The sequence below is a fragment of the Pelagibacterium halotolerans B2 genome (genome assembly GCF_000230555.1).
Taxonomy (GTDB): domain Bacteria; phylum Pseudomonadota; class Alphaproteobacteria; order Rhizobiales; family Devosiaceae; genus Pelagibacterium; species Pelagibacterium halotolerans.
Genome location: NC_016078.1, coordinates 1,526,113 through 1,542,451 on the forward strand (window position 1 = coordinate 1,526,113; position 16,339 = coordinate 1,542,451).

The window sequence follows — 16,339 nt, forward strand, 5'->3', positions numbered from 1 at the left end:
CGGATGCGGGTCCCATTAGAGCGTTTCCAGGATAGGTGGAATCCACCTGTCCGGTTCGGAAGCGCGACAAAACAAAGCCTTAGATCGTTGCGCCGTTTCTGTGAGACGGTGAAATGATCTGGAAATATGTGCCAAAACCAATGTGAAGAATCGGCTATCAAAGCTGTCTCTTGCCGACCATATCGGCTTGAATATGGCACAGATACCCTGCCACGCCTTGTGAACGGGGAAAATTGAACGAAAAGGCCCCTCCCATGACCGCACTGGCCGTCGGCAAACCCGCGCCCGACTTCACCCTCTCAACCGATAAAGGCGCGCCCTTTACGCTCGCGGATCAGCGCGGCAAGTCGGTCCTCATCTATTTCTATCCCCAGGCCGACACTCCCGCCTGCAACGACCAGAACCTTGCCTTTACGGCTAACGCCGACTGGTTTGCCGAACGCAACATCATTCTCGTCGGAATCTCCCCCGACAGCGTGGGAAAGCTCGCCGATTTCCGGCAGAAATTCGCGCTATCGCCCATCTTACTATCGGACCCGGACCACAAGGCCATCGGCCCATACGGCGTGTGGGGCGAAAAGAAGAATTACGGTCGGACCTACCAGGGCCTGATCCGCTCAACCGTTCTGATCGATCCCGAAGGCAGGATCGCACAGGTCTGGCCAAATATCCGCGCCAAGGGCCATGTCGAGCGCGTGATGAAAGCCATAGGTTAGCCGCCCATTAACCATGACCCTGCATAATTGCTGATGTTTGATGTAAGAATTGCGTCATCGGGGGACCATCAGTGCCATCGGGGGATCAGTCGATAACGCTGGGCAGGCAGAAGGCCAGGTCCGGCAGAGGCGGTGCGGGCGCATATCTGCTCTTGACCGGCGTGGTCACACTGCTGCTGCTCACCAACGCCGTAACAGGGCTTGCCCTCTATTTCGCGCCGGAAATCAACACCTTGCTGCGCGAGGACAATTCCGCCGTTTTCACCGCCTACGAGCAGCGCATCACCGAACTTCGGCTCGAAGTCGACCGTCTCCACTCACGCCAATACGCCCAGATGGGCGATATGAACCTGCAGATGCACGAGCTCGTCCAGCAGCAGGAAATGCTCTCCGAGCAGCATGAATATGTCCGCGCGCTGACCGAAATGGCCCGTGAAATGGGTGTGGGCAGCCAGGACGCAACGCCCGACATCATGACCACCGGCGCGATTGCAGCCCAACCGAGTGCCTTTGCCGGCGACACCGCCCTGTTGGCCGACACCCTTCTGGCCATGCAGGAAGAAACCCGCATGGCGCTCGTTTCACTCTCGGATGCCGCAACCCTTTCCACCGATGAGATCGTGTCGGGGTTACGTGGCATTGGCATCGAGCCCGAACTGGCTACCGACGGCGTCGGCGGTCCGTTTGTTCCCGTCGATGGCGAGCCGGGCTCGATCATCGACGAGGCCAACGCCGTCGCGGATGCCCTGGCCCGCTACCAATCGGCCCGGCGTGCCCTGATGACGGCACCGATCCAGCCTCCTCTCGATGGCAACCACACCGTCACCTCGTCCTTCGGCAATCGTACCGACCCGTTTCTCAAGCGGGCCGCGTTCCACTCGGGCATCGATTTTCGCGCCGCGACCGGAACGCCTGTGCTTGCTGCTGCCGGCGGCACTGTCAGCTTTGCTGCATCCAATGGCGGATATGGCAATATGGTCGAGATCGACCATGGCAATGGCCTTGCCACGCGCTATGCCCACATGAGCCGGATCGATGTCAGCGTCGGCCAGTCGATTACCGGCGGCCAGCAACTCGGCCATGCTGGATCTACGGGTCGCTCCACGGGCCCGCACCTGCATTTCGAAGTCCGCAGAAATGGCAGCGCCATCGATCCCTCGCGCTTTATCGCTACCGGACGGACTCTGGCCGCTTATCTGCAATAGTCTGAGCGGGGTCTATTCCTCGTTCTCGTCCTTGTCCGCTCCCAACCGCTGAGCCAGCGACGCTTCCATGAACGGATCGAGAGCGCCGTCCAGCACATCTGAGGGCGAGGTGCTTTCCACCTGCGTGCGCAGGTCCTTCACCAATTGATAGGGCTGTAGCACGTAGGAGCGAATCTGATGGCCCCACCCGATCTCGGTCTTCGAGGCCGCTTCGGCGCTGGCTGCTTCCTCGCGCTTTTGCAGTTCCAGCTCATAGAGCCGCGCCCGCAGCATGTCCCAGGCCTGCGCCCGGTTCTTGTGTTGGCTGCGTTCGTTCTGGCACTGCACGACGATGCCGGTGGGAATATGGGTGATGCGCACCGCCGAATCGGTGGTGTTGACGTGCTGCCCACCCGCGCCCGACGCGCGATAGGTATCGATCCGCACATCGGACTCGTTGACGTCGATATCGATCGAGTCATCGATCACCGGATAGACCCAGACACTCGAAAAGCTCGTATGCCGCCGTGCCTGACTGTCATAGGGCGAAATGCGCACCAGCCGGTGCACACCGCTCTCGGTCTTGAGCCAGCCATAGGCATTGTGCCCCTTGACCAGGATCGTCGCGCCCTTGATGCCCGCTTCCTCGCCGGCGCTGTATTCGATGGTCTCGACCTTGAACCCGCGCCGCTCCGCCCAGCGCGTGTACATCCGGAACAACATCTGCGCCCAGTCCTGGCTCTCGGTGCCCCCGGCGCCCGAATGGACTTCCACGTAGCAGTCGTTGGCGTCGGCCTCACCCGAAAGCAGCGTTTCCACCCGCATCCGTGCCGCCGTGCCCTTTAACTCGACAAGGGCCTTCTCGGCTTCGGAAACGATCTCGTCGTCGCCCTCGGCCTCACCGAGTTCGATCAACTCCACATTGTCGTTGATCCCGGCTTCGAGAGTCCTGACCGTATCGATGGCGCTCTCGAGCGACTGGCGTTCGCTCATCACCTTGCGCGCTTCCTCCGGATCGTTCCAGAGATCACCCGATTCCGAGCGTGCGTTCAGCGCGTCGAGCCGTCTTTCCGCTGTATCCCAGTCAAAGATGCCTCCTCAGCAGGCTTAGGGCCTGCTTGATTTCGTCGACAGTCTTGAGAATTTCTGCGCGCATGACCTGGTCCGGTTGGAAAAGATATGGGCTGTCCCATAGCCACATTCCGCCAGCCGATCAACCCGCCGCTCGCTGCAAGGGCCGCCCCGAACCCGGGACGGCCCCGCTGTGTCATTTGCGAAGCGATCAGCTCAGCCGCCAGTCATATTTGACATGGTAGATACCGCCGAACCCGACATAGGTCAGCGTTTCCCGCGGCGAGATCGATGCGCCATCGAAGGTGTCCGACCGGCTTTGCAATTCAATTGCCGCCAGCAGGGGTTCGAAGATGTCGTCCTTGCTCGCGGCGGTGAAAACGGCCATGAGGCCGCCGATGATGGCCCCGACCGCCGCACCGATCAGCGCGCCGATGGGCCCGGCGACTGTTCCCGCCAGCGTGCCCGCCGCAGCTCCGGCCCCGATCGCTGCCCCGATTGCCGTGCCCACGGCGGTGACAATCGCAAAGATATAGATCTGGACCGCCTCATAAAGGTCCAGCAGGAACTGGGTGAACCCGCCACCCTGGTCGCTTTCGGCAAGCGCCACATTGGCGAAGAACAGGCGAGGAAATCCGGTCTGGGCCAGCATATATTCCGCCGCGATCCAGGGCGCTGAAAGCGTAATGGAATCACCTGACTTGAACTGGCCGATATCGAACGGCCCGCGCCTTTCGACAGTATCAGCCAGCACGTCTCCGATATCGGCGTCCGCAGCACCGCTTCCCGAGACCGAGCCGATCTGTATCTCGTCCTTTGCAAGTTCCCGGGTATCGTCCTGGCACTCGATTTCGTGAACGCGCAGTTCAAGCTTGGAGTGCTGCGGCGCACCCTGCGTGCCCTGTCCGCCGCCGAACCCGAGATTGGGTCCCGACTGCAAGAGCACGGCCTCGAACGTCCCCCAATGAGCGATCCACGCCCTGGTGTCCGATGACTTTATCGGTTTTTTGGGTGCCAGCATCGGCGTGAAGGTTTTGACGATGTCGATACGATCGAGAACATGGCTGTCCGCTGCCGGATCGAAAAACGTCTTGAGCCGGGCCCGCTGCACGGCGCCCATCGGCCCCTGTGTGTGCGGATCGGTCGACAGATAAACCTTGGCCAGCGCCTGGCGCTCCTTTTCATCGAGCCCCCTGGCATAATCGAGCACCACCTGCCCGACGGTCCGCACTTTGTCATCGCGCTTGCCGTAAATGCCGGAAAGGACCTTGCTGCGCTCTGGTGCTTTTCCCGACCTCAGCGCCGCGGCGATTTCTGCCGCCACCAGCGCCTGCATCGTATCGATGAACACAGCCATCTGTTCGCTGGCAATCTCCCGGAACCGCGGCTGGTAGGTGCGGATGCCCGATTTCTTCTGAGTGTCTTTCAAGAAAATTCTCCCCTTGGTGTCGTGCCGCAATGGGAGCCCTCGACAGCGCCCTGAAACAAATCGTCCATATGATGCTCCGACCCGGCCCCTGGTCGGACCAGCGCTGCCTAGAGAGTTCCGGGTTGACCGTTCAACACCGATGTCGTGAATTGACAGCACAATGTCGCGGATTACCCGACCCATAGGCTGGTTTTGGAGCGTGCTTGCGCGATCGCCCTGGCGGCGTAAGCTGCTCGTCGCTGCGCCGGCAATTGTCGGCTTCACCGTTCTTGGACCGTTTGCGACCTATCTCGAGATCGCGCCGCTGCCCCGGCTGCTTTATTGGACGCTCGAACTGCTGGGCGTCGGTTTTTTCATGCACCTCGTCATCTGGCCGTTGCTCCACCTCCAGGCCCTCGTTTCCTGGCCCCGCCCGCTGCTGGTGCTCATCGGGTCAGCCATTGCGGCCCTCCCCGGCACAGCGATCATTTACGCGCTTGAAGCCGCGTTCCGGGGGATGACCCTTCAATCGCTCGGCACCACCAGCCTTTGGGCAATGGTCACCATGGTGGGCTGGATGATCGCGTCAGTCGAATTCGCGCCCGAGATTTTCGGGTCGAACCGCCTCCTGCCGCGAAAGTCGTCAGCCCCCCTGCCGTCGCCCCTGCAGGGTTCCCTGATTTCACTCTCCCATCAGGATCATTATGTCGAAATCACCAGAACGAGTGGAAGCGAGTTGATCCGCATGCGGTTTCTGGACGCCCTCAGTGCCCTCCACGCTCAGCCCGGCGCCCGCATTCACCGCTCCCACTGGATCGCCGCGCCCGCTCTGGTTTCGGTCGACCGGCGCGGCCACCGGCATGTAGCGAGCCTGATCGACGGTCGCACCCTGCCCATCAGCCGTCCCTATTTGCGCGCCGCACGGGATCTGCTGTCGCACGGTCACACCGATGCCCGGACGACCACTGAGGGGCTGGTCGGGAAGGCGTCCTGAACGCCCTGCTGGACTGCGCTAGAGCGTGTCCAGCAAAAGTGGAAACGGTTTTGCGGTTCGGACACGCGATAAAACAAAGGCTTAGAGCCAAGGATTTGATTCAATCAAATCCTTGGCTCTAGAAAAGTCTGCCGGTCCCAAAACTGGGCTGCTGGCTGGCACCAGTCTGGATGTTGTCGAAGGCCTGGGAATTGACCCCGATGACCGATGTCATCAAATTGGGGCCCGTCCCCGGCTTGAACGCTTCCTGCACACCAGACCCGCCCGCTACGATCTCGACGCCCGTTGCCGGGTCGATCCAGTCCATCTGCATGCCCTGCGGTGCCTGGAACCTGGTGGGCGGTACGCCTTCGAGCGCCGCCGAGACGAAATCGGCAAAGATCGGCGCCGCCAGTTCGCCGCCCGTCGAACTCGACCCCATGCTGCGCGGCGTGTCGTAGCCGACATAGACCCCCACGGCCAGTTCGGGCGTGAACCCGACGAACCATGCGTCCTTGTAGTCATTGGTCGTGCCCGTCTTGCCCGCCACCGGCCGTCCCACGGCCCGTACCGCCGTTCCCGTGCCGCGCTGGACCACGCCTTCCATCATCGATGTGATCTGATAGGCTGTCATCGGGTCGAGCACCTGCGCGCGGCTGTCGATAATCATCGGCGCAGCCTGCCCATGCCAATCTGCCTGCTGGCAGTTCTCGCAGATGCGCTCGTCGTGCCGATAGATCGTGTCGCCATACCGGTCCTGAATGCGATCGATCAGCGTGGGCGTGATCCTGCGCCCGCCATTGGCTATGGTCGCATAGGCCGAGGTCAGGCGCATGACCGTCGTTTCGCCCGCGCCCAGCGCCATGGCGAGAACATGCGGCATATCCTCGTAAACCCCGAACAGGCGCGAATATTCCTCGATCATGGGCATGCCCAGATCGCGCGCCAGCCGCACCGTCATCACGTTGCGCGAAAGCTCGATTCCGCGCCGCAAGGTCTGGGGACCATAGAACTGGCGCGCATAGTTTTCCGGCTGCCACACCGAGCCATCGGCGTTGACCACTTCGAGCGGCGCATCGAGGATCACGCTGGCCGGCGTATAGCCGTTGTCCAGCGCCGCCGCGTAAACGATGGGCTTGAACGAGGACCCGGGCTGACGCATCGCTTGCGTCGCGCGATTGAACTCGCTTTCGGCAAACGAAAATCCGCCCACCAGCGCCAGCACACGCCCGGTCCTGGGATCCATGGCAACGATGGCGCCCTCGATCTCGGGCACCTGCCGCAACGTGTAAACGCCCGGCTCGCCCGCCACCGGCTCGACATAGACAACGTCACCGGCACCCAGCAATTGCCCCAGAGGTTCACTGACCCAGCTTACCGCCGAGCCCGGTATGGTGCCCGTCACGCGCTCCGAACTCACGCGCCCGTCCACGTCGATTGCGGGCCGAAGCCCGATCTGGACCGCATTGGCCTCGGTGCTCAAAACCACGGCCAGTGTCCACTCGGGCACATCGCCGAGCGGCGGGATGCCCGCGAGCGCGCTGCCCCAATCCTCGCCGAGCTCGATCGTAGCCTCGACGCCGTGAAAGCCCCGCCCTTGATCGAAGGCGATCAGCCCGTCCATTAACGCCCTGCGTGCATGCAACTGCATCTGCGGGTCAAGCGATGTCCGCACCGACATTCCGCCGCCATAGAGCGTGTCTTCGCCATAAAGGCTTGCGAGCTGGCGCCGCACCTCCTCGGTGAAATACTCGGCCGAATAAAGCTGCGATCCGCCCGCTCGCGGAATGACATTGAGATTCTCGTTCTTGTAGGCGCTCGCTTCCTCGAGCGTGATGTAGCCATTCTCGGCCATCCGATCGAGAACCCAGTTCCGCCGCTCGATTGCCGCCTCCGGCCGCCGGAACGGATGGTAGTTCGAAGGCCCTTTTGGCAGCGCCGCAAGATAGGCCGCCTCGGCATAGGTCAGCTCGTAAAGCGCCTTGTCGAAATAATTGAGCGCCGCCGCCGCAACGCCGTAGGAGTTCAGACCGAGGAAAATCTCGTTGAGATAAAGCTCGAGGATCTGGTCCTTGCTCATCGCATTTTCGATCCGGAGCGCCAGCAGCGCCTCCTTGATCTTGCGATCCCAGGTCTGGTCCGAAGTCAAAAGGAAGTTCTTGGCCACCTGCTGGGTGATGGTCGAGGCGCCCACCAGATTGCCCGAACCGCCATCGACAGCCTGCATCACATTGTCTCGCGCCGCGCGAAACACGCCGGCAACATCGATGCCGAAATGGGAATAAAAATCCTTGTCCTCGGCCGAAAGGAACGCCTCGATCACCATTGGCGGGATGGTCTCGACCGGCTGGAACAGCCGCCGTTCACGGGCGAATTCGGCCAGCAACACGCCATCGGCGGCGTGCACGCGCGTCGTCACCGGCGGCTGATAGTCCATCAGCGCCGTATAGTCGGGCAAATCCTCGTTGAGCATGGCCACATACCAGGCCACGCCGCCAAGCACGATCAGGCCCGAAAAGACGCCAAAGCCAAACAGCCAGCTTAAAAGTCGAAACATAGAGTTCTCACACGGGCCAGCGCCCAAACCCTCACGCCATTCCCCGCGATTCCCGAGCTTACCAGAATCGCTGACAATTGTGTGCGCAAACCCCTTTAAGATAAATCAAAACAGTGTGTGCAGCCGTCAGGCGTTTCGGGGCCGGCCCAGCGCCTCGGCCATCCGTTGTTCGTCGAACGGTTTGGAGAGCACCTTTGCGTCCGGAGCGATCTCGCCCGGGGCCACGCTGTGCCCCGTGGCCAGCACGATGCGTATATCCGGATAATCGCGGTGGACCGACCACGCCAGTTCCTGCCCCGACATGCCGCTCAGCCCGATGTCGGCCACCAGCACGTCAATCGTCTCGCTTGCCAGCAATTCGAGCGCCGTTTCCGCGCTCGAACACTCCAGAACGCTCAGGCCCAGTTCCCGGATCATGTCCGCGGTGGCCATGCGGATCAGTGGATCGTCCTCGACAAGCAACACCGTTTCCACAGCCGTCCCGCCGCCCTCGAGCGCCGGTCGGTCCACCCCCGCCCTGTCGGCCAACACCTGCCGCACGCGGCGTGCCAGGGCGTTGCGCGTATAGGGCTTGGACAACAATTCCACACCCGTATCGAGCCGCCCCCCATGGACAATGGCGTTTTCGGTATAGCCCGAGGTGAAGAGCACGGCGAGATCGGGAATGGCCCGTTGCGCCTTGCGCGCCAGTTCCGGGCTCTTGAGTGGTCCGGGCATGACCACATCGGTGAACAGCATGTCGATGGCGGCGCCGCTTTCCACGATCGCCAGCGCGCTTTGCGCATCCGATGCCTTGAGGACCCGGTATCCCAGATCGGACAGCATCTCGACGACAGTAGCACGCACCGCTTCATCGTCCTCGACCACGAGTATGGTTTCGCTGCCCCCCGAAATCGGCCCCATGTCGGCCGGCCGCATCGCGTCTTCGATCTGATGGGTTCGCGGCAGGTAGAGTTTGACGGTCGTGCCCTCGCCGGGCTCGCTGTAGATCTTGATGTGTCCACCCGACTGCTTGATGAACCCATAGACCATCGAGAGCCCGAGCCCTGAACCGTGCCCGTCGGCCTTTGTGGTGAAGAACGGTTCGAACACTTTTTCGAGGACCTCGGGCGCAATCCCGGTGCCCGTGTCGGTGACGGCGATCACCACATACTGGCCCGCCGCGACCTCCTCATGCTCCATCGCATAAGCATCATCGAGAAACGCGTTGCCGACCTCGATGGTCAGCTTGCCGACCCCGTCCATGGCGTCCCGCGCATTGATCGCCAGGTTGAGCAGCGCGTTCTCGATCTGGTTGGGATCCACCATCGTGTTCCACAACCCGCCCGAAGCCATGGTTTCGACCTCGATCTCCTCGCCCAGCACCCGGCGCAGCATGTCGCCCATTCCATTGACCAGACGCCCGACATTGAGCGCCTTTGGCTCGAGCGGCTGGCGCCGTCCGAAAGCGAGCAATTGCCCGGCCAGTTTTGCACCGCGCTCGACCCCGGCCATGGCGTTTTCCAGCCTTTGGCGGGCGCGCTCATTTTCAGCGACATCGCCGTAAAGGAGCTGGATATTGCCGGAAATCACCTGCAGCAGATTGTTGAAATCATGGGCCACCCCGCCGGTCAGCTTGCCCAGCGCCTCCATCTTCTGCGATTGCTGCAGGGCCAGTTCGACCTGCCGGCGCTGTTCGATGGCCTGGGTAACCCGTGCTTCGAGACTCTCATTGAGCTCCCTGAGCTTTTCGGACGCCACGATCTCCTCGGTCACATCGTGCCCCTGCACGAAAATGCCGGCTGTCGAACCGTCATCGGCAACGATGGGCTGGTAGATGAAATCAAGATACAGGTCCACCGGCTCGTCCCCGTCGCCGGGTGTCAGCGCCACCCGCTCCTGGCGCCCCAGATAAAGCTCGCCAGTGCGGTAAACGCGGTCGAGACGATCGACAAACCCCTGTCCCACCACCTCGGGCAGCACTTCGGCCACCGGCTTGCCGACAACGTCGCGCCCGCCGATCAATTGCTCATAGGCGGCATTGGCCATGGTGAAGACGTGCTCTGGCCCCCACAATACCGCCATGAACCCCGGCGCCTGTTCAAACAGCAGGTTCAGGCGTCGGACTTCGGCCCCCAACTGGTCGTTGAGAGCCTGCACCTCCTGGGCGCGTTTGAAGACCGCGGCCTCGACGGCCTCCCCTTGCCCCGAAGATCGGGTCCGGGCCGTTGATCGCAGGACGTGCAGTTCGGTGACGTCGGTGGTGTGCTGCAGCACATAGCTCGTTTCGCCGGTCTCTCCCACCAGCGGGACATGGGTCGCCGACCAGTACAACTGCTCGACATTGCCATCGCGCTCGATGTCGTATTGGATGAGCGGCAAATGGTCGACCATGCCGCCCGCCAGCGCGCGCTCGAGCGATGACAGCAATTGCTGATGGCTGGACGACCCCGGCTCGCTGGGGAATGCGTCGAACATGGACCTGCCAACAATCCCATCCAGGGTTCGTCCGGTGACCTGCAGATAGGCCGAATTGGCCGAAACGATGACCAGATCACGGTCGAGCAGAACGTAGGGATTGGGCGATTTTTCAAAAAGCGCCTGGAAATCGATCGGCGGGGTCAACTTGGCGAATTCCTCAAGGTTCGCATAGTGTTAGCGCGCATTTCGCCGGCGATCAATGCGCCGGGATCAGAACCGGCCATCGAAATACACGGCAACCCCGCGCGCCAGCGCTGCTGCCACGCGGTCGAGCCATGCGTCGGTGGTCAGGTTCTGTGTGTCGTCCGAATTGGAAAGAAAGCCCAATTCGATAAGCACCGATGGAATGTCGGGCGAATTGAGGACGAAGAAATCGGCCTGCCGCAGCGGGAAACGCCGCAACTGGACAGACGGTTCGAGCTGTTCGATCAGCGCCTGCCCCGCCAGGTAGGACTGTCGCCGCGTCTCCCGCGCCAGGAAATCCACGAGCACGTCGATGGCGCCTTCGTCCTCGGGCGGCGAAAGTCCGGCGATAAGGTCGACCCGGTTTTCATTCTCGGCCAGAACACGGTCGAGATCGGACGTTGCAAGATCGCCGCGCGTATAGATCGAAGCCCCGCGCACATCTTCCTGGTCGAATGAATCGGCATGCAGCGAGATGAACAGATCCGCCTGATTCAGCCGCGCCAGCGCAACCCGCTCGGAGAGCGTGAGGAAGGTATCGGTGTCGCGGGTCAGCGCAACGTCGAACCGGCCGGTTTCAACGAGCAGATTTTGCAGCTTGAGCGCGAACGCCAGAACGATGTTCTTTTCCTCGAGCCCGTTCGTCGCCCTGGCGCCGCCATCGACGCCGCCATGGCCCGGATCGATGATGACAAGCGGTCGCACGCTGTCGGCGGCCGTGGCGGTTTCCCCTGGCGCGGTCTGCGCACCGTCGAGTTCGGCCGGCTCGGCAGCCTGCTCGGCCTGTTCCACCGTTGGTTCGGCTCCTCTTGCATCGGCGGCAAAGTTCTCGGCCGTGTCAGGAACCAGATCGATCACCAGTCGCGCCGGCTGATCCTCGAAGGCATCGAGGATATAGGATTGCTGCACCTGCGCCGGTCCCGCGAGCGAAAGGGTAACCCGGACCCGATCCTCGCCCGGCGCGTCGATGCCATAGGCCGTCACAAGCCCATCGCCGGCAGGCTGATTGTCCTGATCGTCCCCGGCCTGGCCACGCAATTCCACAACCACGCGCATGGGATCGTTGGCGGTATAGACGGCAAATTCGGTTGGCGTCGTCAGGTCGAGCACCAGCCGAGCGCGGTCCTGAGTGGCCGTGACCCGCGAATCGAGCAGCGCGGGCGCTGTCGGTTCGGCGGCCGCCTCGCTGGCCGCTGTGTCGTCGGGCGGGCCGTCCTGCGCCAGCCCGTTGGCTCCGCTGAAAATGGCACTGGCCAGAACAAGAAAAATCAGCTTTGCACGCACAGCCGCAACGATCATCGAAAACTCCAGGTCAGGCGCACCTTATGCGATTCTTGGGCGGAAATAGGCAAGCCCTGGCTTGAACTTCACCCGGAACAACGCCACATCATCCCAATCGAGCCCCAAGGCTATTGGCTATTGCCAATTTCCGGGAACACTCGTAATGACTGTAATGCGGTGCTCCATGGAGTCTGCGCCCAGGCCCGATTTCGCCTTCAGCTAGCCTGCTGGCCTCGTTATACCGGACATGTGACGCGCGACTTGGCACCGAACTGAGAATATCGGACTCACCGGTTTTGAGGTGATCCGACTGGCACGGTCGATCTGACCCTGCCCTTAAGGACGAGGTCGAATGGGTTCAACTCTGGCAATCGGCACGATCGATGTTCCGGCGCGCCGCAGCCCGCTGTCCCATTCCTTGGCCCCTACCCTTCCCAACGGCGCTTCTGGCGTCTCCACGATACTGTCATACGCCTCGCATGGCGCTGGCCGCCCGTCACAAGAACGGTCCGGGCCCGGCGCGCGAGCGCGCGGAGTTCTAATTTATGGCCACAAAAAGAATGTTGGTGGATGCCACCCACCCGGAAGAAACACGGATTGTCGTTACCACAGGTAACAGACTCGAGGAGTTCGACTTTGAATCCGCCGAACGGCGGCAGTTAAGGGGCAATATCTATCTCGCCAAGGTGACGCGGGTCGAGCCTTCCCTTCAGGCTGCCTTCGTCGAATATGGCGGCAATCGTCACGGCTTCCTCGCCTTTTCCGAAATCCACCCCGACTACTACCAGATTCCGGTCGCCGACCGCGAAGCTCTCATGCGCGACGAAGAAGAAGCCCATGAGGAAGAGGCCGATCTCGCCGACGATGACGAGACCGACGCCACCGAAAGTGACGACGACGCCGCCGAGGACAATGGCGACGATCTCGATACGCCGCGCGAAACCAAAAAGGTCGAGCAGATCGGCGAAGGCGACGCCCTCGAAGACCTTCAGGAGCGCCCCCGTCGCAATCAGCGCCGCTACAAGATCCAGGAAGTCATCAAGCGCCGTCAGGTCCTGCTCGTGCAGGTCGTCAAGGAAGAGCGCGGCAACAAGGGTGCTGCACTCACCACCTATCTCTCGCTGGCCGGCCGCTACTCGGTTCTGATGCCCAACACGGCGCGTGGCGGCGGCATTTCGCGCAAGATCACCAGCGCTGCCGACCGCAAGCGTTTGAAGGAAATCGCCACCGATCTCGAAGTGCCCCAGGGCATGGGCGTCATCCTGCGCACTGCCGGCGCCTCGCGCACCAAGGCCGAGGTCAAGCGCGATTTCGAATATCTCATGCGCTTGTGGGAAAATGTACGCACCCTGACGCTCGAATCCTCGGCGCCCTGTCTCGTTTATGAGGAAGGCAGCCTCATCAAGCGCACGATCCGCGACCTCTATAACAAGGATATCTCCGAAGTCCTTGTGTCCGGCGAGGCCGGATATCGCGAGGCCAAGGATTTCATGCGCATGATCATGCCCAGCCATTCCAAGAATGTGCAGATCTATAAGGATGATGCGCCGATCTTTTCGCGTTTCAATGTAGAGTCCCAACTCGACTCCATGTTCCATCCGCAGGTGACCCTGCCCTCGGGCGGTTACATCGTCATCAACCCGACCGAAGCGTTGGTGTCGATCGACGTGAACTCGGGCCGCGCCACCAAGGAACACAACATCGAGGACACCGCCCTCCAGACCAATCTGGAAGCGGCCGAGGAGATTTCCCGCCAGTTGCGCCTGCGCGATCTGGCCGGCCTCATCGTCATCGATTTCATCGACATGGAAGAGCGCCGCAACAACCGCGCTGTCGAGAAAAAGCTCAAGGACTGCCTCAAGAACGACCGCGCCCGCATCCAGGTCGGCCACATCAGCCATTTCGGCCTGATGGAAATGAGCCGCCAGCGCATCCGTTTCGGCGTCCTGGAATCCTCGACCCACACCTGCCCCACCTGCGCGGGCACCGGTCTTGTGCGTTCGGTCTCTTCGCTCGCGCTGATGATCATGCGCGCCATTGAAGATCACGTTCTGCGCAAGCCGGGCCAGTCGATCAACGTCAACATGCCCGCCGAGGTCGCGCTCTATATCCTCAACACCAAGCGCGAAACGCTGACGGCGCTCGAAGCCAAATACGGGCTCTCGATCACCATTTCCGCCCAGAGCGGCCTTGTCGGCTCCCAGTTCAACATCGAACGCGGCGAGGCCCGTGCGCCGGTTGCCGCCGCGCCTGTCCAGCACATCCGTGCCGATGCGGCGTCCCTGGACGACTACCAGGAACCTGAAGTCGAGGAAGAAGCCGAGGCCGAAACCGAGATCGCTGCGGAAGACGAAACGGGCGGTGAGCGTGATGGCAATCGCAACAAGCGCCGCCGTCGCCGCCGCCGCGGCGGCAAGGATAACGCAGCGATCCAGGCCACCGAGGTCGCAACCCCCGATGCCGAATCCGGCGATACCGAAGATGAACCGCGCGCCGATGCCGCCAATGAGGACGATGACGACCAGCCGCGCAAGCGCCGCCGGCGCGGACGCCGTGGCGGGCGCCGCAACAAACGCCCCAACGAGGGCTTTGGAACGGATCAGGATAGCGATGCGCCGGGTGATGCCGACGCCATGAACGCCGTCGAAGACCGCGAGCCTGCCGTCGCATCTCAGGTCGAAGATGCTCCCGCGCCCGACGCCGCACCGGAAACCGAAGTGGTCGCCGAGGCCGCAGAGGAAAAGCCGAAAAAGCGCCGCACGCGCAAGACCACGAAGGCCAAGGCCGCCGAGCCCGATTCGGTAGCCCAGGAAGCCGTGGAAGGCGCCGAGGAAGCGCCTGCGGCCGAGCCTGCGCCGGCCCCTGAAAAGCCGGCCCGCAAGCCCCGCGCTCCGCGCAAGAAAAAGGTCGAGGCCGAAGCTCCCGCGCAAGAAAAGCCCGCCGAAGCGCCCCAGCAGGAAAAAGCATCTGAGCCCGTTGCTGCGGATGCCCAGCCTGAGGCCGCCGCGGAGGACAAATCCGCGGCCCGCAAGAAAAAGGCTGTGCCGTCCGACGAGATTCTTGTCTCCTCGACGAGCGAAACGACCGAAGAAAAGCCCAAAAAGGCCGGCTGGTGGCAGCGCCGCCTCGGTCTGGGCTAAACAGATCCCAAGCAAAAAAAGGGCGGCTCAGGCCGCCCTTTTCATGTTCCGCTAGAGCGTGTCCAGCAAAAGCATGTCCTCGACGCGATCGGGAATGGAAACGGTTTTGCGGTTCGGACACGCGATAAAACAAAGGCTTAGAGCCAAGGATTTGATTCAATCAAATCCTGAACGGCTCTAGGGCTGGAGAAATCCTCGCATTCGTTCCAGAGCCATTTCGATGGTTTCCTGGGTTCCCGCGTAGGAGAACCGCACATATTTGTGCCCGTCCGTCCTGTCGAAGTCCTGCCCCGGCGTCGCGGCGACGCCGGCCTGGTCGAGCATGCGCAGGCAAAAATCCATCGTGTCATTGGTAAAGGACGACGCATCCACATAGGCATAGAACGCCCCGTCCGACGGCTCGGCCAGCCCGAACCCCAGCGCCTTGAGGCCGTCCGAAAGGATCAGCCGATTCCTGGCATATAGATCGCGCCGCGCATCGTACTCGCTCCGCGCCTCCATCGCCGCCAATGCCGCGCACTGGGACACGCTCGAGGCTGAAATGAACAGGCTCTGCGCCATCATCTCGGCGCGTCGTATCAAATCCTCGGGCAGCACCAGCCAGCCGATGCGCCAGCCCGTCATGCAGTAATATTTCGAAAAGCTGTTGACGATCACATGGTCATGGGAGAACTCGAGCGCGCTGGCGTCCCCGCCCACGTAATTGAGTCCGTGATAAATCTCGTCGGAGATGAACCGGACACCGAGCCGATCACAACACGCGATAATCGCCGCCAGTTCGTCACGCTCCAGAACCGCGCCCGTGGGATTGGCCGGGCTCGCGACAAGCAGGCCCTCGAAAGGCGATTTTTCGTAAGCCGCTTCGATATCGGCCGCCGTCAGCCGCCACCCATTGGCCGGCGAAACCGGAATCTCGACGCTGCCCAGATTAAGCGAGGCGATAATATTGAGATAGGCCGGATAGCCCGGCCGCGTTACCGCTATGCGCTGCCCCGGCGCAAATCCGGCCAGAAAGGTCAGGATGAACCCGCTCGACGACCCGGTGGTCACAACGATTCGCTCAGGCGAAACGTCAACGCCGTGCTGTTCGGCATAATATCTGCTCAACCGCTCGCGCAAGGCCGGCATGCCTTTGGCCGCCGTATAGCCCATCGGACGGTCCAGGCACCCGCGCACCGCGTCGAGCACGCAATCGGCCGGCTTGCCGCCCGGCTCCCCGATTTCCAGGTGACACACCGAGCGCCCTTGTGCTTCCAGGGCCTGCCCGCGCGCCATGAGTTCAAGGGCGTAAAATGGGCGAATCGAATTGGCATTCATCATTTCAATGTCCGCTTGTTCTTCTCGACGGCCCGCCACCGAACCGCCA

10 protein-coding genes are annotated in these 16,339 nt (G+C 62.0%); 4 read left to right on the plus strand and 6 right to left on the minus strand.

All coding sequences use genetic code 11. The features are described 5' to 3' along the window. The first annotated feature begins 254 nt into the window (after positions 1 to 254). Positions 255 to 716, plus strand: coding sequence for a peroxiredoxin (locus KKY_RS07455; protein ID WP_014130706.1), 462 nt, complete (start codon positions 255 to 257; stop codon positions 714 to 716). Positions 717 to 787: 71 nt separating this feature from the next. Further along, positions 788 to 1,921 carry a M23 family metallopeptidase gene (locus tag KKY_RS07460; protein WP_014130707.1) on the plus strand — a complete coding sequence of 378 codons (1,134 nt, stop codon included), beginning with the start codon at positions 788 to 790 and terminating at the stop codon, positions 1,919 to 1,921. A 12-nt stretch (positions 1,922 to 1,933) separates the two neighbouring features. On the opposite strand, the gene prfB is transcribed toward KKY_RS07460, so the two are convergent. After that, positions 1,934 to 3,056, minus strand: a protein-coding gene (prfB, locus tag KKY_RS07465) for a peptide chain release factor 2 (protein ID WP_139305013.1) whose coding sequence is annotated in 2 segments (ribosomal slippage) — positions 1,934 to 2,986 and positions 2,988 to 3,056 — 1,122 coding nt in all. Because the reading frame shifts where the segments join, the coding sequence is not laid out codon by codon here. Between the two features lie 126 nt (positions 3,057 to 3,182). Then, a complete protein-coding gene (locus KKY_RS19545; protein WP_014130709.1) occupies positions 3,183 to 4,400 on the minus strand; it encodes a hypothetical protein in 1,218 nt (405 codons plus the stop codon). A 199-nt stretch (positions 4,401 to 4,599) separates the two neighbouring features. Here KKY_RS19545 and KKY_RS07475 point away from each other — a divergent pair, with 199 nt between their 5' ends. Then, entirely contained in the window at positions 4,600 to 5,373 is a 774-nt protein-coding gene (locus KKY_RS07475; protein ID WP_014130710.1) for a LytTR family DNA-binding domain-containing protein, read from the plus strand. Between the two features lie 118 nt (positions 5,374 to 5,491). On the opposite strand, the gene KKY_RS07480 is transcribed toward KKY_RS07475, so the two are convergent. From KKY_RS07480 to KKY_RS07490, 3 genes are all read right to left on the minus strand, one after another. Continuing rightward, positions 5,492 to 7,909, minus strand: coding sequence for a penicillin-binding protein 1A (locus KKY_RS07480; RefSeq protein ID WP_014130711.1), 2,418 nt, complete (start codon positions 7,907 to 7,909; stop codon positions 5,492 to 5,494). Positions 7,910 to 8,035: 126 nt separating this feature from the next. After that, positions 8,036 to 10,513: a response regulator gene (locus KKY_RS07485; RefSeq protein ID WP_014130712.1), complete on the minus strand. Its 2,478-nt coding sequence runs from the start codon at positions 10,511 to 10,513 to the stop codon at positions 8,036 to 8,038. A 66-nt stretch (positions 10,514 to 10,579) separates the two neighbouring features. Continuing rightward, complete coding sequence (locus KKY_RS07490; protein ID WP_014130713.1) at positions 10,580 to 11,851, minus strand: N-acetylmuramoyl-L-alanine amidase; 1,272 nt, start codon at positions 11,849 to 11,851, stop codon at positions 10,580 to 10,582. Between the two features lie 527 nt (positions 11,852 to 12,378). Between KKY_RS07490 and KKY_RS07495 the strand changes: the two genes are divergently transcribed. Further along, positions 12,379 to 14,973: an Rne/Rng family ribonuclease gene (locus KKY_RS07495; protein WP_014130714.1), complete on the plus strand. Its 2,595-nt coding sequence runs from the start codon at positions 12,379 to 12,381 to the stop codon at positions 14,971 to 14,973. Positions 14,974 to 15,150: 177 nt separating this feature from the next. Here KKY_RS07495 and KKY_RS07500 read toward each other — a convergent pair whose 3' ends face one another. Beyond that, positions 15,151 to 16,293, minus strand: coding sequence for a pyridoxal phosphate-dependent aminotransferase (locus KKY_RS07500; RefSeq protein ID WP_041528647.1), 1,143 nt, complete (start codon positions 16,291 to 16,293; stop codon positions 15,151 to 15,153). Between the last annotated feature and the right edge of the window lie 46 nt (positions 16,294 to 16,339).